This window comes from Bacillus cereus group sp. BfR-BA-01453 (assembly GCF_022662915.1).
Taxonomy (GTDB): Bacteria; Bacillota; Bacilli; order Bacillales; family Bacillaceae_G; genus Bacillus_A; species Bacillus_A paranthracis.
Genome location: NZ_JAKUEN010000017.1, coordinates 33,318 through 57,813, shown reverse-complemented (window position 1 = coordinate 57,813; position 24,496 = coordinate 33,318). Strand labels below are relative to the sequence as shown.

Here is a 24,496-nt window from a genome sequence, read left to right as displayed (position 1 = left end):
GTATAATAATAGGAGTAAGATAATAAGAGAGGAGAACAACCGATGCATCCATTTGTAAAAGCATTACAAGAGTATTTCATAGCTCACAAAAATCCGGAAAAAGCAGAACCGATGGCACGTTATATGAAAAATCACTTCCCGTTTCTCGGTATTCAAACACCTGAAAGAAGACAATTATTAAAAGACGTCATCCAAATACATACTCTCCCAGATCCAAAAGACTTCCAAATTATCGTACGTGAGCTGTGGGATTTACCAGAACGAGAATTTCAGGCAGCCGCACTCGATATGATGCAAAAATATAAAAAGCATATAAACGAAACGCATATCCCCTTCTTAGAAGAACTTATTGTAACAAAATCTTGGTGGGACACTGTCGATAGCATCGTCCCTACCTTTTTAGGTAATATCTTTTTACAACATCCAGAATTGATTTCTGCCTATATTCCAAAATGGATTGCATCAGATAACATATGGTTACAACGCGCCGCTATTTTATTCCAGCTAAAATATAAACAAAAGATGGATGAAGAACTTCTTTTTTGGGTTATTGGACAACTACATTCTTCGAAAGAATTTTTCATTCAAAAAGCGATTGGATGGGTCCTTCGTGAATATGCAAAAACAAAGCCCGATGTCGTTTGGGAATACGTGCAAAATAACGAGCTTGCCCCGCTCAGCAGGCGTGAAGCAATTAAGCACATTAAACAAAATTACGGAATAAATAACGAAAAAATAGGCGAGACTCTATCATAGATAGACGCGTTCCTCTATTGAGATTTAAAAAAGAACGTGTTAGAATATGTTCATTATTATTAATATAAGTAGCGATGACGGACTTATAAGTACTTGCACAAAAAGCGATTCAGGGATAGTGAAAGCCTGAAGCCGCAAGGAAACGGCAGTCTCGAGCAATACGTGATAAAGTGGATGCACCTTTTGTGTATCAACTAGGGTGGAACCGCGGGCAAACGCTCGTCCCTAGGCAATTAAGCCTTGGGATGAGCGTTTTTTTATGTTTTTCAAAGCATATACTGCTCGTTTCACAAGTTACCTGAGCACGTCATCGCCAATACGTTAACTTTCAAAAGGAGGATTTTCTTATGTATTCAATGGAACAAGTAGTAAACTTAGCGAAACATCGCGGTTTTGTTTTCCCTGGTTCTGAAATTTACGGTGGTCTTGCAAACACTTGGGATTACGGTCCACTTGGAATCGAATTAAAAAATAACGTTAAAAAAGCTTGGTGGAAAAAATTCATTCAAGAATCTCCATACAACGTTGGTTTAGACGCAGCTATTTTAATGAATCCAAAAACTTGGATCGCTTCTGGTCACGTTGGTAACTTCAACGATCCAATGATCGACTGTAAAAAATGTAAAGCGCGTCACCGTGCAGACAAATTAATTGAAGATGCATTAGATGCAAAAGGCATCGAAATGGTTGTTGATGGTCTTACTTTCGACCAAATGGCTGACTTAATGAAAGAACATGAAGTAAAATGTCCTGATTGCGGTAGTGAAGAATTCACTGAAATCCGTCAGTTCAACTTAATGTTCAAAACATTCCAAGGTGTTACAGAGTCTAGCACAAACGAAATCTTCCTTCGTCCAGAAACAGCACAAGGTATTTTCGTAAACTTCAAAAACGTACAACGCTCTATGCGTAAAAAACTTCCATTTGGTATTGGCCAAATCGGTAAGAGCTTCCGTAACGAAATCACGCCTGGTAACTTCACATTCCGTACACGTGAATTCGAACAAATGGAACTTGAATTCTTCTGTAAGCCTGGTGAAGATTTAGAGTGGTTCGCATTCTGGCGTGAAACTTGTAAGAACTGGTTACTTTCACTTGGTATGACTGAAGAAAGCATGCGTCTTCGTGACCACGGTGAAGAGGAATTATCTCACTACAGTAACGCAACAACTGACATTGAATTCAAATTCCCATTCGGTTGGGGCGAACTATGGGGCGTTGCATCTCGTACAGACTTCGATTTAAAACGTCACATGGAACACTCTAACGAAGACTTTAACTATATTGATCCACAAACGAATGAGCGTTACGTACCGTACTGCATCGAGCCATCTTTAGGTGCTGACCGCGTAACATTAGCGTTCTTATGTGATGCATATGAAGAAGAGCAATTAGAAAACGATTCTCGTACAGTTCTTCGTTTCCACCCTGCTTTAGCACCATACAAAGCAGCGATCTTACCATTATCTAAAAAGCTATCTGAAGGTGCTACTGAAGTATTTGCAGAACTAGCTAAAGACTTCATGGTAGACTTTGACGAAACTGGTTCTATCGGTAAACGTTACCGTCGTCAAGACGAAATCGGTACACCATTCTGTATCACTTATGACTTCGACTCAGTTGAAGACAAAGCTGTTACAGTACGTGACCGTGACACAATGGAACAAGTTCGTATGCCAATTAGCGAACTAAAAGGTTTCTTAGAGAAGAAAATCCAGTTCTAATTATAAGAAAAAGAGGCTGCTCTAATGAGCGCCTCTTTTTTTACTTTTCACGTTTTTCTTTAATTGCTACTGTACATCTTGAAATACATAATAAATCGTCATTCTCATCAATGATACGTACATCCCAAACCATCGTTGAGTTTCCTCTATGTATCGGTGTTCCGATCGCTGTTACAATTCCATCTTTCTTTGAGCGAATATGATTTGCATTAATTTCTAAACCGAAACAAATACATTTTTCTTGATCAATTAAATTGTATGAACCAACGCTTGCTACTGTTTCCGCCAACGCAACAGAAGCACCACCATGTAAAAATCCAAATGGCTGATGCGTACGCTCATCTACCGGCATTGTAGCAACCACCTTATCTTCTGTCATCTCTAACAACTCAATTCCAAGTGAATCCATTAAAGTTTTTGCCATATCGTTTCCCCCTTCTCTTACTTTAATAAAATGTATAATTTTACCTATTTATTTTCAAACTACTTATAACACTTATATAAGGAGGTTTCACCTAAATGAAACAGAAATTTTGTATATTACTGCTTATGTGCTCCTTGCTGACTATTGTACCAAATTGTGCACTAGCAGCCAAAGCATCTAACCTGACAATCGATGTTCAGACTGTCACGCAAAAAGGTAAGAAACCTTATATAGAATATCAAATTAACAGACCTTCTTTTCATAACTTTTCCGATTCTAAATTTCAAAATAAGCTCAATTTCTATTACAAAAAATCTACTGACAAATTTAAAACCAAATTAGAAAAAGACGCAAAAAAATATTATAAAGAAACAGAAGGGTCAAGTATACCATTTCATCCATACGTGGCGAATGTTGATTATAAAGTCTCTTTAAATAAACCACCTTTTCTTAGCCTATATTTGAATTACTATCAATATACAGGCGGAGCACATGGTCTTTATACGTGGAAGGCAAACACATTCGATTTAAACGAAAAAAAGTTACTACACTTAGACGATTTATTTCAACAAAAAGATGCATACAAAGAAGTAATTCGTGCTGAGATTGTAAGACAAATTAAACAAAATGAAAGTATTTATTTTCCTGATGCATCTGAAAAAGTCATGAACACGAAAAAGTTCCACTTCTTTTTAGAACCGGACAATCTCGTCATTTATTTCCCTTTATATGAGATTGCCCCTTATTCAAGTGGAATTCCGCAATTTCGTATTCCTTATACGTTGTTAAGAGACTATTTGAAGACTTCTTATCAAAATATTTTAATTGACAACAAGTAAATAGTTTCGCTACGATAATGTTAACCTAAAAACAACAGGAGGTTAACATTATGAGAAGATTTCATGTTTTAGATTTAGCATTAGCTGCCATGTTCGTCGCTCTTATGGCCATTGGTGCAAATATTGTATCTTGGGCACCATTCCTGCAAGTAGCGGGCATCCCATTATCTATGCAACCATTTTTCGCAATTTTAGCAGGGCTTCTTCTTGGAAGTAGACTTGGTGCATTATCAATGACCGTTTACATGCTCGTTGGAGTAGCAGGTGCACCAATCTTCGCTAACTTCAAAGCTGGATTTGGAGCACTTTTAGATCCTACTGGTGGTTTTATTATTGCATTTATTATCGTTGCTTACGTATCAGGAAAACTAGTAGAACAAAAAGAACGACCGACATTCAGTACATTTGCAATTGCTTCGTTCACAGGAATCATTTTAACGTATATTATCGGTACTACTTACATGTACGGGGCAGTCAATCTCTTCATGGGTGGTAATATGAGCTATAAAGCTGCTTGGATGATTATGATGTGGTTCGCAGTAAAAGATATTGCATTTACCATTATCGGTGCTATTATCGCACCTCGTATATACTATGCTGTACGTCGTTCAGCTTATCAGCATTCTCATTCGACGATTTCATAAGAAAAAGGAGTTGTTCCAGTAGGAACAACTCCTTTTTTATATTAAGACTCTTGATTCGCTTGTTCTTCTAAAATTTTCTTCATCATCGTAACCATGTCATCACGTAATTCTGGGTGTTGCAGTGCCATTTCGATTGTTGTTTGAACAAATCCTAACTTTTCACCTACGTCGTAGCGCTTTCCTTCGAAGTCGTAAGCGAATACACGTTGAATTTCGTTTAAACTTTGGATAGCATCTGTTAACTGAATTTCGCCACCAGCACCAACATGTTGCTGATCTAAGAACATGAAGATTTCAGGTGTTAAAACGTAACGTCCCATAATTGCTAAGTTTGAAGGTGCTGTACCTGCTGCTGGTTTCTCAACGAAATTGCGAACTTGGTAACGACGTCCTTCCTGCTCTAACGGATCGATAATTCCGTAACGGTGTGTTTCATCTTCTGGAACCGTTTGTACGCCAATAACAGAAGAAAGCGTTTTATCATATTCTTCAATTAATTGACGTAAACATGGTTTTTCAGCTTGAACGATATCATCACCTAATAAAACAGCGAATGGCTCATCACCAATGAATTTACGCGCACACCAAACAGCGTGACCTAATCCTTTTGGTTCTTTTTGACGAATGTAGTGAATGTCTACCATTTTTGAAGAAGCCTGTACTTTTTCAAGTAACTCATACTTTTTCTTTTCTAATAAGTTTTGCTCTAACTCAAATGCATTATCAAAATGATCTTCAATAGCACGCTTCGTTTTACCAGTAACGATAATAATATCTTCGATTCCTGATTTTACTGCTTCTTCTACAATGTATTGGATAGTTGGTTTATCAACAATCGGTAACATTTCTTTCGGCATCGCTTTCGTTGCTGGTAAAAAACGTGTTCCTAATCCAGCTGCTGGGATTATCGCTTTTCTTACTTTTTTCATCACAAAATACCCTCTCTCCTGTCGGAATTAATAGCAATCATTTCCTACATAAAACAAAAGGGAGATTTCGCTCCCTTTTGTTCCTTACTACTTAAAATTACTTTATATTATAAACGATTCATAATATCTTCTTTAATAGTAAGTAACTTTTGTTCACTATTTTGTAAAGAATTATCTTGAACACCGAAGTAGAACTTAATCTTCGGTTCAGTTCCAGATGGACGTAGGCAGAACCAAGAACCATCTTCTAATTGATATTTTAACACATTTGATTTCGGTAAGTGAATCTCTTCTTTATGTCCATCTTGTAAAGATGTAATAATGCTTGCTTTATAGTCTTCAACTGCTACAACTGTTAAGCCCGCTACTTCTTTCGGAGGATTTTCACGGAATGTTGCCATCATTTCTTGGATTTGTTCCGCTCCATCTTTTCCTTTTAGCGTTAACGATACAAGATCTTCACGGAAGAAACCGTATTTCTCAAACACTTCTAATAGACCATCATATAACGTTTTACCTTGTGATTTGTAGTACGCAGCTACTTCACATGCAAATAGAACAGATTGTACTGCATCTTTATCACGGCAGAATGGACGGATTAAATAACCATAGCTTTCCTCATAACCGAATTGGAATTCGTATTGTCTGCTTTCTTCATACTGTTTAATTTTCTCACCGATAAATTTAAATCCAGTTAACGTATCAACTGTATCTAAACCGTATGCTTTCGCGATTGTACGACCAATTTCAGACGTTACGATTGTTTTTAATACAACACCGTTCTCTGGTAGCGTTCCGTTTTCTTTCTTTTGAGATAATAAGTAATCAAGCATTAATGCACCTGTTTGGTTACCAGTTAATACTTGGAACTCACCATCGTGATTACGAACTGCTACACCAAGGCGATCTGCGTCAGGATCCGTTGCGATTAACACATCTGCGCCTACCTTCTCACCTTCACGAATTGCATATTCAAATGCTGCATGCTCTTCTGGGTTCGGCGATTTTACTGTAGAGAAGTTCGGATCTGGTAACTCTTGCTCTTTTACAACTGTTACATCTGTAAATCCAACTTCTTTTAAACCACGGCGTACAGAAATATTTGATGTTCCGTGTAGTGGTGTGAAGACGATTTTTAAATCTTTGCCGGCCTTTTCCACCATTTCTTTATTAATAATGACATTGTTCAATTCTGCAGCATATGCATCATCGACTTCTTGTCCAATAATATGTAATAAACCGTCAGCTTTTAATTGCTCCACATCAGCAACCTCAACTGTTAATTCATCTTCCACTGCGTTTACGTAGCTAATTAATTCATCAGCTTCTTTCGGAGGCAACTGTCCACCATCTTCACCGTATACTTTATAACCGTTATATTCAGGCGGATTATGACTTGCAGTAAGAACGATTCCACTCACTGTATGTAAATGACGAACTGCGAAAGAAAGCACTGGCGTTGGACGTAAGCTTTCAAACACATATGTTGTAATGCCGTGTGCACCTAGTGTAGCAGCAACTTCCATTGCGAACTCAGGTGATTTATGACGAGAATCATACGCTACAACAACACCACGCTTCTTCGCTTCTTCACCTAACTTTTCAATAAACTCCGCTAATCCTTGTGTCGCTTTACGAACTGTATATACGTTCAGACGGTTCGTACCAGCACCAAGTTCACCACGCATACCACCTGTGCCGAATTCTAGATTTTTATAAAAGCTGTCCTCGATTTTTTTCTCATCTTGCTTCATGTTTTCTAACTGTTCTTTTAGTTCTGCATCTAACTCTGCATATGAAAGCCAGCGACTAAATTCTTGTTTCCAGTTCATACTTCTATCTCCTCTCGCTTGTCATACCTTTATTATATGAAAAAAACAACCTGTATCTCAATATTTTTTACAATCTAACAGGATTTTACTAGGAATATTTGTATACACTATGATTAAATACTCCACTAAAGGGAATGAAGATTATGCAAGAATGGGGCTTGTCAGAAGAGCTCAAAATACAAACAAAGCAAATGATTGAAATTGCTGAAAAAGAATTATCAATTATGAGGCAGGCAATTGATAAAGAAGATGAATGTATTTTGTGCAAGATGGAAGATATTCATCATATGTTAGCAAATGTACAAACACTGGCAGCTACATACTATATTCAAGCGTATTTATCACCTTATACAGAAAGCTCACAGTTCATTACAACAGCTGTTCAACATTTAAGTGCCAGAAAACATGGTGCTCTTATTGTTGTGGAACGAAACGAGCCACTTGAATCTTGTATTCAAACTGGAACAACATTACATGCTCATTTAACCGCACCACTGCTCGAATCGATTTTTTATCCAGGGAACCCTCTTCATGACGGAGCCGTTCTCGTTAAAAATAACCATATTGTTTCTGCTGCTAATATTCTTCCATTAACGAAAAGCACAGAAGTTGATCCTGAACTAGGGACACGTCACAGAGCTGCAATTGGCTTATCAGAAAAAAGCGATGCCCTTATTTTAGTTGTCTCTGAAGAAACGGGCCGCACTTCCTTTGCTTTAAACGGGACTTTGTATACAATTTCTCTATAAAGTAAAATTACATCGGCCGTAACACCATATATCAATAAAAAAGGCTGTTCCAAAATGTAGGAACAGCCCTCTCTTACGATCTTATTCTTCGCCGAAACGTTCAACAAGCGTTGCAAGTGTACGTACCATTGCACCTGTCGCTCCAGCTGGTCCTAAATCATGCGCTCCTGATGATTCAGATGTTCCAGCGATGTCTAAATGTACCCAAGGTGTATCTTCAGCGAATTCACCTAGGAATGTACCTGCCATAACCGCATGTCCTTCGCGGCCTGGTGAGTTATTTAAATCAGCAAACTTACTGTTTCTCACGCGTTCTTTGTCACGATCAAAAATCGGTAATTGCCAAATTGATTCATCTGTTTCCATAGATGCCTCTAGCACTTGCTCGAATAACTCTTCATTGTTTGTCATTGCACCTGTCGTATGATTTCCAAGTGCAACAATTACACCACCTGTCAATGTCGCAACATCAATTAGATAGTTTGCACCTAATTTTTTCGCATACGTAATACCGTCAGCTAATGCTAAGCGACCTTCTGCATCTGTATTTAATACTTCAATTGTTTTTCCGCTCATAGATGTGATTACATCGTCTGGCTTAAATGCGGTACCACTTACAACGTTATCTGTTGATGGAATAACAGCGATTACATTTTGCTCTGGGCGAAGTTCACCGATAATTTCCATCGCACCTAATACAGCAGCCGCACCGCCCATATCACCTTTCATACCGACCATGCCTTCACGTGGTTTTAAAGAATAACCGCCTGTATCGTATGTGATTCCTTTTCCAACGAATCCAATAACATCTGTCCACTCTTCTTTTCCTTTATAAATAAGAGCGATCATTTTTGGTGGCTCTACACTACCTTGGTTTACTGCAAGTAACGCACCCATACCAAGCTCTTCCATCTCTTCTTTCTCAAGAACTTTATAATCCATATCATACTTCTCAGCTAACTCAACAGCATACTCAGCGAGCTTTGTCGCTGTTAATACGTTTGGCGGCATATTTACAAGTGTACGAGCTGAATTTGTTGCACGTCCATGTACGTAGCCAACTGTTAATGCAGCTTCAATTTCTTGTGTATCTTCCGCTGTAATAGCCGTGAACTTCTCTAGCTCCACACGATCCTTTTTATCTGATTTATACGTTTGTAACTCATATGTACCAAGGCCTTGTACTTCTGCTGCGATATGAGCGACATCAATCGCGTCTAATTTCTCTGTTACGAAAGAATCAAGCAAGATTGCTGCGTCTTGTACTTTTGCTGCTTGCAATGTTTTAAATGCCTTACCAAGAGCTGCACGTAATGTTTCTGTCGTATAAGATTCTTTCTTACCTAAACCAACGAAATAATAGCGTTTCACATTTGTTTTTCCTAAACTATGTACTTTTGAAATAGCTTTCTTCTTCGTAGAAAGTTCTTTCTCTTCTAATAAAACTTGTAATTGTCCTTCAAACGCTTTGTCCAGTTCTTGTACAAAACTACTCGTTTGCTCTTCTTCAAATAAGGCAACAATCAGCGCTTCATGGCTTCCTAATTCTTTTTGTACGTGAAACATGTTCAGACCCCCTAAATTTCTCTACTCTATCTTTATTATAACTTTATTTTCGATAAAATGCGACAATTCTAACTTCTGTTACATCCTATATAACATAAAAAAAGTCTAGCGTACTTACCACTAGACTATCTTTGTTTTAAATATTGACCACGAAACACTTGCATCGTTTCATCTTGATTTAACATCGTTAACTCTTCTTCTGACAACTTACCATTTCCTAGCTTAACTATATACACATTTACTTTTTTCTTACCCCATTGGCTATAAACATCTTTCACTGTATCATAATACAAATCAAGACGGTTTCCTTTTATTGCACCGCCCTTATCAGCTACTACACCATACCCATAACCTGGTACGAATAAAATTGTTCCAATTGGGAACACGCGTAGGTCCGCTGCGATTGTGGAATATAAATCCCGTTTCGCCTTAACACCTGAATATGTAATACCATACTCCGGATGTCCCGGCCTCTTACCAGTTGACTCAATTCCCGATGTATAACCTGTTGCAGTCATTTCAATTGAACGATATTTAGACCAGTCATTTGCCTGCTCTAAAGCATTTATCACTTCTTTACTCGGAGCAACATTTCTCTTAACTTCTGCTGCATGTACTTCTTTTGCACTCGTTCCCTCATATTTCTTTACAATCTCTAATAAAGAAACTCCTGTGAAAGCATTCCATGTTACGCATAATGCAATTGCAAGTAAACAAGTCATCATAATGCGAATACAATATCGTTTTAACATTTTTATATTCCACACTCCTTCATCGTTAATCATTCCCTATACGATGAAAGAATATGCAAAAAAATAATCTCCAATTGCATTGGAGATTAAAACATTTGATATCCGCTTTTCCGAAGTTTCTTAATAACGATTCCCGCTAAAGCAGCACCAATCAATCCAGTAGATAAAATAAACACATCTGCTTGTCCTAAATGCGATACACTTGTCCCAAATGAAGAGAATGTTTCTTTTGGCTTTGAAAAATAATCCCACATACTCGCCTTATTAATAATAAGCATACAAACAATCGGATATACAATAACCATTACCCATGTCGCTCGCAATATCATATTAAGTAAAAATCCAATTCCAAAAAACAAAATGAAAAATAACATCATTGAAATAAGTAATACCGGTATACTCACTCTTTCTCCCTCTCCTTCGTATGTGCCGTAAATACGTGATAGGCTGTATAACCAAACTGCTCTCCTGGATTTAATGTTTTGTCCATTTCAAGATGTAATTCTGATTGTCTTTCTAACAAATATGTAATAAGTACAGACGTATTTGGATCGTCCGCAATCGTATCTGGATGTAGAAACGCTACTTCAGACAATTCCTTCTCCTGTACAATAATCTCTTCCCCTTCAGGCTCCAAAAGGAAAATAATCATATTATCACTAATCTCATTGCGAATCACGCCCGATCTAACACCAATGATCCCCTTCACATGAGCGACAATACCTGTCTCTTCTAACACTTCACGTTTCACAGCTTCATCAACAGTCTCACCTTCATTTACAAAACCAGCCGGTAAAGACCATTTCCCCTTTAACCCACTGTATTTCTTCTTAACGAATAACCACCTGCCATCTTTTGTAGCTACTAGACCACTGACAGCTAACCATACTTTTCCTCGCTTCTCCATGATGTCATACCCTCCTCCATTAGAACGGACAGAATATTCTTTCTTTTTTATATATTATACTATATTTTTTAAATGAAAAAAGCAGAAACAGCTCTTAGCCGTTTCTGCTTTCTCTACTATATATTAAAAGAACTTTAATTTACCTTTTTTAAGAACTAATAAAGGTCCACCTAATAAGAATAGATAACGGTTATCGATAACTTTCTTCATGAAGGAAGCTTTCCAACCTGTTAACTTTTTGCCCATAACAACGCCCATTGCATCGTCATGACCTAAAGAACATACAGATCCTTTATTGTCGAATACGAATTTCTTCATTTCGCCTTTACCACGAACTAACACAGTTAAGTTGTGCGCAATGTTGTAACCTTGTTGAATTGCGATCTGTGCTGTTGGTGGGTATGGACGGTTAATTTCTTCGTTAATGATTAACGCTGCGTCACCAACCATGAATACATCTTCGTATCCTGGAGCGTGCATGTACTCATCAACTTTTACACGTCCGCGCATTGCTTCAAAGCCAGACTCTTCCACAATACCATTACCACGAACACCTGCAGCCCAAACTACTGTTTCAGACTTAATTAATTCAGTATCATCACCGTTTGCAACGATAATGCCTTCTTCAGTTGCTTCTTTAATTGCTGTACCGATGCGGAATTCTACGCCTTTTTTCTCAAGTTGTTTTACAGCATATTCTACTAACGCTGGATCGAAACCTGGAAGTGCTGTTGGAGCAGCTTCTACACAGATAATACGTGCTTTTTCACGTGGTACATTGTACTCTTTGCAAAGTTCAGGAACACGGTTTGCAAGCTCACCTACGTACTCGATACCAGTAAATCCAGCACCACCAACAACGATTGTTACTAACTCATCGCGCTTTTCAGTTGCATATTTAGCGAAACTAGCTTCCATATGCTCACGAATTTGACGAGTTGCATTAATGTTAGCGATTGAGAATGCATGCTCTTTTAATCCTGTAATTCCGAACGTTTCTGATTCGAAACCAAGACCGATTACTAAGTAGTCATATTCTAACTCGCCATCTTTTAAGATAATACGTTTTTCAGCAGCTTTAATTTCTACTACTGTGTCTTGTACAAAGTTCACTTTATTTGTATCAATAACGTCTTGAATATCTAGACAGATTTTTTCATCTTGTAATGTACCAGCTGCGCTCTCGTGTAACCAAGTCGCTTGGTAGTGATAGCTGTTGTTGTTTACTAACGTAATTTCAGCTTCATTTACAGATAATGCTTTTTGCAGACGAACAGTCGTAATCATCCCGCCATAACCTGCACCTAAAACTACGATTTTTGGAGTCTTCACCAAATCACAACCCTTTTCTTTATATAATAGTAATAAAAAATAATACCAAGTACTAAAAACTCTATTTGTCAAGAATGTGGAATTTATCACATTCTATATCATAACAAAACGCAGTCAAAAAATCGTACGAATTTTGTCATAGAAATTTAACATAATACTTCCCTATATTAGTCGGTTTTATTCCAGAATTCAAGCGTCTGGAGAATTATCAATATTTTAAAATAACATAGCGTTTTCAAGGGTTTTTTAGCCTTTTTTTCATGTATTTTCCTTTCTGTATATTTTATACAATGTAAAAAACATCTATGCGAAAACTTACACACAATTCAGTCGTTTTCAGAAGTATTATGAACTCAAATATGCTATCATTTATTTGAAAGTGTCATCATTTGCAGGATTTTCGTGTACATATGAACAATATATGAAATCAATATCAAAATTCCATCTATAGGGGGAATGAAAGTGGCAGAAAATCAAAAAGTTTACGACATAACGATTATTGGTGGTGGTCCAACAGGACTATTCACAGCATTTTATGGTGGTATGAGACAAGCAAGTGTAAAAATTATTGAAAGCTTACCTCAGCTTGGAGGACAATTATCCGCGCTCTACCCTGAAAAATACATTTATGATGTAGCCGGATTCCCGAAAGTGCGTGCACAAGAGTTAGTTGATAACTTAAAAGAGCAAATGAAGAAATTTGATCCAACCGTTTGTTTAGAAGAAGCTGTTGATACGCTTGAGAAACAAGCTGACGGTATATTTAAACTTGTTACAAATAAGCAAACTCACTATTCTAAATCAGTAATTATTACTGCTGGCAATGGTGCTTTCCAACCACGCCGCTTAGAATTAGAAGGAACAGCAAAGTATGAAAAGAAAAACTTACATTATTTCGTTGATGATATGAATAAATTTGCTGGTAAGCGCGTCGTAGTATTTGGCGGCGGCGATTCAGCTGTTGATTGGACAATGATGTTAGAGCCAATCGCTGACAAGGTTACAATCGTTCATCGCCGTGATAAATTCCGTGCGCATGAACATAGCGTAGAAAGCTTAATGAACTCTCGTGCAGAAGTAAGCACACCGTACGTTCCAGTAGAACTCATTGGTGATGACAAAATTGAACAAGTCGTTCTTCAGCATGTAAAAACGGAAGAAAAAATTATCATCGATGTTGATGATGTAATCGTAAACTACGGCTTCGTTTCTTCCCTTGGCCCAATTAAAAACTGGGGCTTAGATATACAAAAAAACAGCATTCTCGTGAATTCGAAAATGGAAACAAATATTCCTGGCATTTACGCTGCTGGTGACATTTGTACATATGAAGGAAAAGTAAAACTCATTGCTTGCGGCTTCGGTGAAGCACCAACAGCAGTAAACAATGCAAAAGCTTACTTCGATCCAAGCGCAAAACTGCAACCGATGCATAGCTCTAGTATGTTTTAATATACAAAAATAAAGCTCCTTCCATGTATGGAAGGAGCTTTATTTATATATCAAAAACAAAAGCACAATGAATCCGATACAAGATCGAACTCATCGTGCTTTTGACCTAAAAAAGAATTATTGTTTTCTTCTTCTACCTAATATGAATAATACTCCACCAACTAAGAATGAAATTCCCGCACCAACTGACATCATCAATGGAGATTCTGCCCCTGTTTTCGGTAATTCTCTTTCTACTTTTACTTGCGGCTCTTTAATTAATTTTTCCAATCTAACTTCTGGATTTTCTGGTTTCACCTCTGGTTCCTTTGGCTCTTTTGGATCTTCCGGTTTCACCTCTGGCTCTTTCGGATCTTCCGGTTTCACCTCCGGCTCTTTCGGATCCTCCGGTTTCATTTCCGGCTCTTTCGGATCTTCCGGTTTCACTTCTGGCTCTTTCGGATCTTCCGGTTTCACTTCTGGCTCTTTTGGATCTTCCGGTTTCACTTCTGGCTCTTTTGGATCTTCCGGTTTCACTTCTGGCTCTTTTGGATCTTCCGGTTTCACTTCTGGCTCTTTCGGCTTAATTGAGACTGTTGGTTCAAGCGGTTGATTTATTCCATCATCAACAATTGCTCTATTTACAATTTCTTCACCGGCTTTTTCTTTTACTTTCACTTTAAAAGTAATGTTTCTTTCTTTTGTATCTATAATATTTTCGTACTTTGCAGTTAGCTTTCCATTCTCTACTTTTACTTCTATTGCGTCTTTAGCTTTTACGCTATTTTTCACATACTCTAATCCAGTTGGTAATTGATCCTCAATTTTCACCTCTGCTAGTTTTCCGTTTTCTACCGTATTTTTAAAGCTAATTCGGTATTCGACCTCTTCTCCTAGCTTCGGTTCTTTATTACTTACTTCTTTTTTTGCGTCAAGCATACCATCTTTATACTGCGGTGTTATTGAAACAATCGGTTCTTCTGGTTGGTTTATTGTATCTCCCACAATCGCCGTATTCACGATATCCTCACCAATTTTAACCGTTTCTTTTACCTTCGCTTTAAAAATAATACTCCGTTCTTTCATATCCGCAATGTCTAGATATTTCGCGATTACTTTTCCAAACTCCACTTTTAACTCTACTGGATTTGGCTCAGCACCTTCAAATCTAAGACTATCTTGCACGTATTCTAAACCAGCTGGAATTTCATCTTCCACCTTTACCTCAGCTACTTTTCCGTTTTCTACCGTATTTTTAAAGCTAATTCGGTATTCTACTTCTTCTCCTCGCTTCGGTTCTTTATTACTTACTGCCTTCGTTGCTTTTAACTTACCAGCTTTATATTCTGGCTTTATTGTCGCTGTCGGTTCTATAACTGGATGGTTCGGATCGTCCACATGAATAATCGCTTTATTTGTTATTTCCCCTCCAACTTTTACTGTTTCTTTTACCTTCACTTTAAAGATGATACTTCTTTCTTTCGTATCCGTAATTTTTGGATACTTCGCTGTTACTTTTCCATTCTCTACTGTAAGCTCTGTTGGTACAGGCTTATCACCTACAACCTCCAGGCTATCTTTCACATATTCTAAACCGGCTGGAATTTCATCTTCAATTTTCACATCAACTAACTTCCCGCCATCTACTGTGCCGTTAAAAGTAATTCGATATTCGATTTCTTCCCCTAGCTTCGGTTCATGATTACTTACTTCTTTCCTTGCCTCTAGTTTCCCATCTTTATATTGTGGCGTAATTGGTATAAGTGACTCAACTGGCGGAGTCGTTGGATTATTATCATCAACAATCGCCTTGTTTACAATTTCTTTTCCTACTTGTACCGTTTCTTGTACTCTCACTTTAAAGATGATGCTTCTTTTTTTCATATCCGTAATTTCTGGATACTTCGCTGTTACTTTTCCATTCTCAACTTTAAGTTCTACTGGATGTGGTTCCGGCCCATCCGACTTTATACTATCTTGTACGTATTCTAAACCGGCTGGAATTTCATCTTCTACCTTTACCTCAGTTAGTTTTCCGTTCTCTACCGTATTTTCAAAGCTAATTCGATATTCTACTTCTTCTCCTAGCTTCGGTTCATGATTACTTACTGTTTTTTCTGCTTGTAATGCACCATCTTTATATTGAGGCACAATAGAGATATTCGGTTGCTCTGGTGGATTTATTGTATCTTCCACAATCGCCTTGTTCACAATCTCTTCGCCTACTTTAGCTTTTTCTTTCACTTTCACTTTAAAGACAATGCTTCTCTCTTTTGTATCCGTAATTTCTGGATACTCTGCAAGAACAATTCCGTTTTTCACTTTCACATGCAACGGTTTCGGATTCTCTCCCTCAGCTCTTTCACTACCTTCTACAAACTCTAAGCCATTTGGTAATTCATCCTTAATCTTCACCTTTGCTACTTTTCCATGCTCAATTACGTTACGGAATGTAATTCGATATTCTACTTCTTCTCCTAATTTTGGAGCTGGATTATTTACTGTTTTATCAGCTTTTAATTTTCCGTCTTTATACTCTGGTGTAATAATCGCTTCTGGTTTTTGCGGAGGATTCTTCGGATTATCATCATCCACAATTGCCGTATTCACGATTTTCTTACCAACTTTTGCTGTTTCCGTTACTTTCACCTTAAAGCTAATACTACGCTCCGCTGTATCAGTGATATTCTCATACTTCGCTGTAATTTTCCCAGCTTCTTCTTTTAACTCTACTGGATTAGGTTCATTACCTTCTGATTTTAAACTATCCTTCACATACTCTAAACCAGTTGGTAATTGATCCTCAATTTTCACCTCTGCTAGCTTTCCGTTTTCTACCGTATTTTTAAAACGAATTTGATACTCTACTTCTTCTCCTAGCTTTGGATCCTTTTTACTTACCTTTTTATCGGCTTTAACTTTACCGTCTTTATGCTGCGGTGTAATATCTACTTCTGGTCGCTCTGGTGGATTTTTTGTATCATCAACAATTGCTTTATTTACAATTGCTTTGTCCACTTCAACTGAATCTTTCACCTTCACTTTAAAGATAATACTTCTTTCTTTCGTGTCAGTAATATTTTCATACTTCGCGGTAACCTTACCAGCTTCTTCTTTCAACTCTACTGGCGCCGGCTCATCACCTTCTGCTTTTAGACTATCTTTCACGTATTCTAAGCCAGACGGAATTTCATCTTCTATCTTCACCTCTGCCAGCTTTCCATCTTTCACCGTATTACTAAATGAAATGCGGTATTCAATTTCTTCTCCCAGCTTTGGATCTTTTTTACTTACCTTTTTATCAGCTTTAACTTTACCATCTTTATATTGAGGTGTAATTTTAGCTGTCGGTTCAATTATAGGGTGATTTGGATCATCCACATGAATAATCGCTTTATTTGTAATCCCCTTACCTATTGCAACTGAATCTTTCACCTTTACTTTAAAAGCAATACTTCTTTCTTTCGTATCAATAATCTCTGAATATGTTGCGATTACCTTGCCATTTTCTACTTTCAACTCTACTGGTTTCGGCTCGTCACCTTCCGCCTTTTCACTGCCTTGTACAAACTCTAAACCAGCTGGAATTTCATCTTCTATCTTCACCTCTGCTAGCTTTCCATCCTTCACCGTATTATTAAAAATAATTCGATATTCGATTTCCTCTCCTAGCTTCGGTTCGTGATTACTTACTTCTTTTCTTGCCTCAATTTTCCCATCTTTATATTGCGGTGTAATCGGTACATAAGGCTCTTCTGGTACATTCTTTGTATCATCCACAATCGCCTCATTTACGATTTCTTCTCCCACTTTTACGCTTTCTTTTACCTTCGCTTTAAAGACAATGCTTCTTTCCTCTGTATCTGTAATTGCTGGATACTTTGCTGTTACTTTTCCATTCTCAACTTTAAGTTCTACTGGTTTCGGTTTAGAACCTTCTGCCGTGATGCTGCCTTCTACATACTCTAAACCTTTTGGTAATGTATCCTTTATGTTTACCTCTGCTAGTTTCCCGTTTTCTATCGTGTTTTTAAAACGAATTCGGTATTCTACTTCTTCTCCTAGTTTTGGCTTATGATTATTCGCCACTTTCTGAGCAACAACTTTACCGTCTTTATATTGCGGAGTAATCTCCACATAAGGTTCTGCTGGCTCATTTTTTGTATCTACTACGATTGCCTTATTGACAATTTCCTTACCTATTTCTGCCTCTTCTTTTACTTTCGCTTTAAAGACAATGCTTCTTTCTTTCGTATCCGTAATTTCTAGATACTTTGCCATTACCTTGCCGTTTTCAAATTTCAGTTCTACTGGATCCGGTTTAGAACCTTCTGCTTTCACACTGTTCTCCACATACTCTAGTCCAGCTGGAATTTCATCTTCTACTTTAACCTCTACTAGTTTTCCGTTTTCTACCGTATTTTTAAAGTTAATTCGGTATTCTACTTCTTCTCCTAATTTCGGCTTCTTATTATTTACAAATTTCTCAGCTTTCAGCTTACCGTCTTTATATTCTGGTGTAATCGTTACTTCTGAAGTCGTTGGATCTTTCATATCATCAACAACTACTTTATTGACAATGCCGTCACCAACTTTGAAATCTTCTTTTACTTTCGCCTTAAAGACGATACTTCTTTCTTCTGTATCCATAATCTCTGGATATTTAGCAATTACTTTTCCATCTTTCACTTGCAGTTCTACCGGCTCTGGCTTAGCTCCTTCTGCTTTCACACTATCTTTTACATACTCTAGGCCATTCGGTAAACTATCTTCTATTTTCACCTCTGTTAGTTTTCCGTTTTCTACCGTGTTTTTAAAGCTAATTCGGTATTCTACTTCTTCTCCTAACTTCGGTGATGGATTATTTACTACTTTTTCCGCTTTAACTTTTCCATCTTTATGTTGCGGAGTAATTTCTGCCGTCGGTGTTTCCGGCTCATTTTTCGTATCATCAATAATTGCTTTATTGACGATTTTTTTACCGACTTTCACTTCATCTTTTACTTTCACTTTAAAAGTGATACTTCTCTCTTTTGTATCCGTAATTTCTGGATACTTCGCCAGTATCTTACCGTTTTCAAATTTCAATTCTACTGAATCTGTTCCGGCACCTTCTGCTTTCAAACTGTTTTCTACATACTCTAAACCTTCTGGTAAAGTATCTTCTATTTTTACCTCTGCTAGTTTTCCGTTTTCTACCGTATTTTTAAAGCTAATTCGGTATTCTACTTCTTCTCCTAACTTCGGTAATAGATTATTTACTACTTTTTCCGCTTCAATTTTTCCTTCTTTATGCTGCGGAATAATTTCTGCTTTCGGTGTTTCTGGCGGATGTTTCGTATCGCTCACAATTGCTTGATTGACAATTGTATCGCTCACGTTACCTTTTACTTTCACTTTAAAAGTGATACTTCTCTCTTTTGTATCCGTAATCTCTGGATACTTCGCCACTACCTTACCGTTTTCCACTTTCAATTTCACTGGATCCGGCTTAGAGCCTTCTGCTTTTAAACTATCTTTTACGTACTCTAATTCATTTGGTAAATCATCATTTATTATTACCTCTGTTAGCTTTCCATGTTCTACCGTATTTTTAAAGCTAATTCGGTATTCGATTTCTTCTTCTAACTTCGGTGATGGGTTATTTACTACCTTTTTCGCTTCAATTTTTCCGTCTTTATACTGAGGAGTAATTTCTGCTTTTGGGTTAATTGGATCATGTTTCGTATCATCAACAATTGCTTTATTGACGATTTTCTCACCAACTTTTACTTCTTCTTTTACTTTTACTTTAAAAGTAATACTTCTTTCTTCTGTATCCGTAATTGCTGGATACTTCGCCATTACCTTACCATTTTCCACTTTCAACTCTACTGGATTTGGTCCGGCACCTTCTGCTTTCAAACTATTTTCTACATACTCTACACCTTCTGGTAACGTATCTTCTATTTTCACCTCTGCTAGTTTTCCGTTCTTTACCGTATTTTTAAAGCTAATTCGGTATTCTACTTCTTCTCCTAACTTCGGCGTTTCATTATTTACGCTTTTCTTTGCTTTCATTTTTCCGTCTTTGTGTAATGGCGTAATTTTTGCTTCTGGCTCTTTTGAATCTTTCGTATCATCAACAATTGCCTTATTGACGATCTCCTTGCCTACTTCCGCTTCTTCTTTTACTTTTACCTTAAAGACGATACTTCTTTCTTTCATATCCGTAATATTTTCGTATTCAGCGATAACTTTTCCATCTTTCACATGTAACTTTACTGGAACCGGTTTATCGCCTTCCGCCTTTTCACTACCTTTTACATACTCTAAACCGTTAGGGATTGTATCTTCTATCGTTACCTTTTCTAGTTTTCCGTTTTCTACCGTATTCTTAAAGCTAATTCGGTATTCCACTTCTTCCCCTAGTTTCGGTGTTGGATTATCTACTATCTTAGTCGCATCAATTATCCCATCTTTATATTGTGGAGTAATTCTTTCTTCCGGCTCAATTGGTTGATGTTTCGTATCATCAACAATTGCTTTATTCACAATTTCTTTGCCTACTTCTGCTTCTTCCTTCACTTTTACTTTAAAGACAATACTGCGTTCTTTCGTATCCGTAATATCGATATACTTAGCTTTAACTACCCCAGCTTCAACTGCTAATTCCACTGGTCCCGGAGCTTCCCCTTCAGCCTTAATACTATTTTCTACATATTCAAGACCTTTTGGGATCATATCTTCTACTCGCACCTCTGCTAGTTTTCCATTCTCTACCGTATTATGAAAACTAATTCGATATTCGATTTCTTCTCCTAGCTTTGGCTTTTCATTATTAACTACCTTTGTAGCAGCAATTTCACCTTTTTTACTTTGCGGTGTAATAACAACTTTTGCATCCACAGGATCATGTTTCGGATCTTTTGCAATTGCTTTATTTACAATTGCTTCTCCTACTTTTGCCGAATCCTTTACTTTCACTTTAAAAACAATACTTCTTTGTTCCATATCCGTAATTTCTGAATATATTGCAGTTACTTTGCCATTTTCCATTTTTAGTTCTACTGGCTCTGGTTTTATACCTTCTGCTTTCAAACTATCTTTCACGTATTCAACACCTGCAGGCAACGTGTCTTCTATCATTACCTTTTCTAGCTTTCCGTTTTCTACCGTATTATGAAATGTAATGCGGTACTCCACTTCTTCTCCTAGTTTTGGTGTTTGATTTGTTACGCTTTTATCTATGGTTACTTTACCGTCTTTATAACCTGGCGTAATCTTTTCTTCTGGATGCTCAGACTGAACATTCGGATCGCTCACAACTGCTTTATTAACAATTGTTTCTCCTGCTTTTGCTTCTTCTTTTACTTTCACTTTAAAAATGATGCTTCGCTCTTTCGTATCCGTAATCTCTGGATATTTTGCGATGATCTTACCATTTTCTACTTTTAACTCTACTGGATTTGGTCCAGCACCTTCAGTTCTCTCACTACCTTGAATAAATTCTAAGTTAGCTGGAATTTCATCTTCTATTGTAACGGCCTCTAGTTTTCCGTTTTCCACCGTATTGTTGAAGCTAATTTGATACTCAAATTCTTCTCCTAGCTTCGGCTTCTTATTTGTTGCTTTTTTCTTTGCATCAATCTTGCCGGCCTTATGCTGCGGTGTAATCTTTTCTTCTATATTCTTGGATGGATTTGTTTTATCACTAACAATTGCTTTATTAACAATTTCTTCACCAATTTTTGCAGTTTCTTTTACTTTTGTTTTAAAAACAATACTTCTTTCTTCCATATCCGTAATTGCTGGATACTTTGCAATGATTTTTCCATTTTCAAATTTCAGTTCTACTGGCTCTGGTTTTTCACCTTCTGCTTTCAAACTATCTTTCACATACTCAAGACTACCTGGTAACTCGTCTTCAATCGTCAATACATCTAGACGTCCATCTTTAACTTTATTTTTAAATGTAATACGATACTCTACCTCATCACCTAACTTCGGTGATTTATTAGAAGCTATTTTTCTCGCTTCTATTTCTCCAGGAACCTCTTTTGGAATCGTAACCGTAACATTTGCATCGTCTTCACTCTCATACTTTATCTCGGCACTATCTTGTCCCTTTACAGCAACGACGTTTTTTACTGTTGTATCTGATTTTATAGATTCTTTCACTTTCACCTTAAATGTAAGAATGGCACTTTCACCAGGCTTTAAAACACCACCATCTTTAGCATCTGCCCCTTCACCAATACGGAAATCAATTTGATTATTTACAAACTCTGCTTCATCATCGCTTGCATCATCTGTTTTTTGTCCTGTATTGCTACCAGTAACATATTGAATTGATCCCGGGACATACTCTAATCGATCATCTAATTTATCAAAGCCTTTTACATTAGATACTGGCGCTTGATTGTTCTTCGTATCATTTTTCACTTCAATTTTGTACGTAATCTCTTCGCCAGCTTTAACTTCCTTAATTTCTTTTCCGGTACTATCTAATGCCTTTTTATCTACTTGTAAGTTTGGAGCATTATGTTCTGTAACGAATGTGGCGTTGTTTAATACGTAAATATCACCTGTCGCATACTTTGCTTTAAAATGTATATTTCCAGATGTTAAATCATTTTTAACTTGGCTTGGTCCTTCAAGATGATACGTATGAATATCTGTACTAAATGAATTTGTCCAATCTGGATTATATCCTGGATATTTTTTCGTAACAAACTCGTTAGTACCGTCTACTTGTATTTCTGTCATAGTAGAATCGTTAACATCATCATCTTTTCCGTCAATATTCTTTAACTTTACATATCCATAACCAAAATCATATTCCCCATAATCATACGCATATCCATCTTTTACAATTCCTTTATCTTCAGCTGGATCACCTTGCGAGGAGAAATAGCTGAATTTCGCTTTAAAGGCACCATCTTTAGGAGTATTGATATGATTAATGTTAATTCCAGTCCAATTAACTGCATCTTTTTGGGCAACTAAACCTTCCCAAATCTTCATATCTTTTACGGTTTCTTTATAGTTTTCGTACACTAATATAAGATTCCAGTTACCCCAGTAATAGCCGCCACCATTTTCGAATTTAATTTGTGGTATATTTGCAACTGTCACTGTTTGAGAAATACCTTGTTTTGCAATTACATTTGTTACGTCAGCATACGCAACATATCCTGCACCGCTCCCCGAGTAATTCGAAATATACGGTAAAGAATTCGCTTTTCGTATACTGTCAGCACTTACTTCCGCATATTCTTTATTTCCCATCTTCATTTTAACGGGCTGCCTTACATCTTCATCGCTAACTCTATAATCTTTATATGTAGAATTTGGCGTCCCCATAGCTGCTGTCCAAAATAAATACGCCTTTTTCACTTTACTTCCAGCAGGGATGTTAGGAAAAGCTCCTGTTGATGAATTAAATGTCGTGACATCATTATCAACGTTGACTGTTGTTTTATTTGATTGCTTGCCCATACTCAATCTCGTATAATGATTATCTTTCAAACCAAGCGTCACATTACCAGTCTGCACTAAATCGCCAGCAGCAATTGTAGAATACAGAGGATCTCCAAACCCTTGCTTATCCCCTACCTGAATTTGAACCTTTGAAGCATTCTCTGACGCAGCTTGTACTTCTGCATTACTCTGCTTTGCTGCCTCTTTTTCTGGCTGTTTCTCATCTTCAGCTACTAGTTGTTTTGGCAGTTCTGTTTTTGATGTAGATTTATTTTTATCTTCTACAGATACTTTTAGCTTTTCATCAACTTTTTTAGTTGTACTATCAGCTGATGGACCTACTTCTTTCTTACTACTGTCAGCCTCATCATCAGCATTAGCTTCTACCTTTTCTTCAGAGGGAATCCCTTCAACATCAACGGACATGCTCCCTATTTGTACTTGATTTTTTTGCACACTAATCTTTTGTTTGTACTCTTTATTAAACTGCTGCGTGCGACTAGCTTTTATTAACACCGTCATTTTTTCATGTGATTTTAAATCTCGAATTTTAAGATTAGAAGAAAGAAGCTTTCCTCCCTTATCTTTTTCCTCTACATAGAAATCCGCTACTTTATTTTCAGGTAACTTCTCTCCGTTTACTTTCATAGATTGCGAGAGGAACATAATTTCATTTTCATTATTTTGTTTAAGTACCAATTCTTGAATTGGTGTATCTCCCGTATTTTCAATCGTATATTGAAATACGTGCTCCCTCTCAGCTACTTCTCCCCTATATATCTCAGCATTTACTTGCTCTGCCTTAATTCTCACATCATTTCCTTGTAACTCATCCCAGCTCTTCTTATGTATCTCTGCAAAAGCACTAGGTGAAGGCAAGGTGATGGATAGGAGAAGTGCGATTATTGTTACGACATTAAAACACTTCAACGATTTCTTCATATCTTGTACCTTTCTCCTTCCTATATATTTGCTATCCGTCTACTTATAGACGAAAACATAACAATATATATCCACTCGCAACAATCCGGCTCTACGAAGATTCATTATTGAAATCCCTATTTCAACAATACTAACTTCATAAAATATTACTATTTTAATTTATCAAAAATAATATATATACCGGATACTTATACAAACCTTTACTAC

At 37.1% G+C, this 24,496-nt stretch carries 15 protein-coding genes; 6 read left to right on the top strand and 9 right to left on the bottom strand.

The genetic code is table 11. The features are described from left to right. The first annotated feature begins 42 nt into the window (after positions 1–42). Entirely contained in the window at positions 43–756 is a 714-nt protein-coding gene (locus tag MR070_RS23410; RefSeq protein ID WP_242262092.1) for a DNA alkylation repair protein, read from the top strand. 347 nt (positions 757–1,103) lie between these two features. Continuing rightward, positions 1,104–2,480: a glycine--tRNA ligase gene (locus MR070_RS23405; protein WP_000287154.1), complete on the top strand. Its 1,377-nt coding sequence runs from the start codon at positions 1,104–1,106 to the stop codon at positions 2,478–2,480. Positions 2,481–2,520: 40 nt separating this feature from the next. On the opposite strand, the gene MR070_RS23400 is transcribed toward MR070_RS23405, so the two are convergent. Then, positions 2,521–2,904, bottom strand: coding sequence for a hotdog fold thioesterase (locus MR070_RS23400; RefSeq protein WP_001140611.1), 384 nt, complete (start codon positions 2,902–2,904; stop codon positions 2,521–2,523). A 95-nt stretch (positions 2,905–2,999) separates the two neighbouring features. On the opposite strand from MR070_RS23400, the gene MR070_RS23395 reads away from it, so the two are divergent. Together MR070_RS23395 and MR070_RS23390 are read left to right on the top strand one after the other, a co-directional pair. Further along, the gene (locus MR070_RS23395; RefSeq protein WP_242262091.1) at positions 3,000–3,743 is read left to right on the top strand and encodes a DUF3298 and DUF4163 domain-containing protein; all 744 of its coding nucleotides are present in this window, start codon (positions 3,000–3,002) and stop codon (positions 3,741–3,743) included. Positions 3,744–3,793: 50 nt separating this feature from the next. Then, positions 3,794–4,387, top strand: coding sequence for a biotin transporter BioY (locus MR070_RS23390; protein ID WP_001252165.1), 594 nt, complete (start codon positions 3,794–3,796; stop codon positions 4,385–4,387). Between the two features lie 41 nt (positions 4,388–4,428). Here the strand turns inward: MR070_RS23390 and galU are convergent, their stop codons facing one another. Together galU and MR070_RS23380 are read right to left on the bottom strand one after the other, a co-directional pair. Beyond that, positions 4,429–5,316, bottom strand: a complete 888-nt coding sequence (gene galU / locus MR070_RS23385; RefSeq protein WP_044791680.1) for a UTP--glucose-1-phosphate uridylyltransferase GalU — start codon at positions 5,314–5,316, stop codon at positions 4,429–4,431. A 107-nt stretch (positions 5,317–5,423) separates the two neighbouring features. Beyond that, on the bottom strand, positions 5,424–7,148 hold the full coding sequence (locus tag MR070_RS23380; RefSeq protein ID WP_242262090.1) for a phospho-sugar mutase: 1,725 nt from the start codon (positions 7,146–7,148) through the stop codon (positions 5,424–5,426). A gap of 143 nt (positions 7,149–7,291) precedes the next feature. Here MR070_RS23380 and cdaS point away from each other — a divergent pair, with 143 nt between their 5' ends. Next, entirely contained in the window at positions 7,292–7,897 is a 606-nt protein-coding gene (cdaS, locus tag MR070_RS23375; RefSeq protein WP_001158738.1) for a sporulation-specific diadenylate cyclase CdaS, read from the top strand. Positions 7,898–7,978: 81 nt separating this feature from the next. Here cdaS and pepA read toward each other — a convergent pair whose 3' ends face one another. The 5 genes from pepA to MR070_RS23350 form a co-directional block, all read right to left on the bottom strand. Beyond that, positions 7,979–9,463: a cytosol aminopeptidase gene (pepA, locus tag MR070_RS23370; protein WP_000469183.1), complete on the bottom strand. Its 1,485-nt coding sequence runs from the start codon at positions 9,461–9,463 to the stop codon at positions 7,979–7,981. Positions 9,464–9,588: 125 nt separating this feature from the next. Then, on the bottom strand, positions 9,589–10,215 hold the full coding sequence (locus MR070_RS23365) for a 3D domain-containing protein (protein ID WP_014481775.1): 627 nt from the start codon (positions 10,213–10,215) through the stop codon (positions 9,589–9,591). A gap of 86 nt (positions 10,216–10,301) precedes the next feature. Next, on the bottom strand, positions 10,302–10,619 hold the full coding sequence (locus MR070_RS23360; RefSeq protein WP_000027014.1) for a YuiB family protein: 318 nt from the start codon (positions 10,617–10,619) through the stop codon (positions 10,302–10,304). Next, positions 10,616–11,122: an NUDIX hydrolase gene (locus MR070_RS23355; RefSeq protein ID WP_000415311.1), complete on the bottom strand. Its 507-nt coding sequence runs from the start codon at positions 11,120–11,122 to the stop codon at positions 10,616–10,618. The genes MR070_RS23360 and MR070_RS23355 overlap by 4 nt, the downstream gene beginning before the upstream one ends. Before the next feature lie 123 nt (positions 11,123–11,245). Beyond that, entirely contained in the window at positions 11,246–12,454 is a 1,209-nt protein-coding gene (locus MR070_RS23350) for an NAD(P)/FAD-dependent oxidoreductase (RefSeq protein WP_000856616.1), read from the bottom strand. Between the two features lie 462 nt (positions 12,455–12,916). Between MR070_RS23350 and MR070_RS23345 the strand changes: the two genes are divergently transcribed. After that, a complete protein-coding gene (locus MR070_RS23345) occupies positions 12,917–13,906 on the top strand; it encodes an NAD(P)/FAD-dependent oxidoreductase (RefSeq protein WP_166688319.1) in 990 nt (329 codons plus the stop codon). Positions 13,907–14,023: 117 nt separating this feature from the next. Here MR070_RS23345 and MR070_RS23340 read toward each other — a convergent pair whose 3' ends face one another. After that, entirely contained in the window at positions 14,024–24,289 is a 10,266-nt protein-coding gene (locus tag MR070_RS23340) for an isopeptide-forming domain-containing fimbrial protein (RefSeq protein ID WP_242262089.1), read from the bottom strand. Between the last annotated feature and the right edge of the window lie 207 nt (positions 24,290–24,496).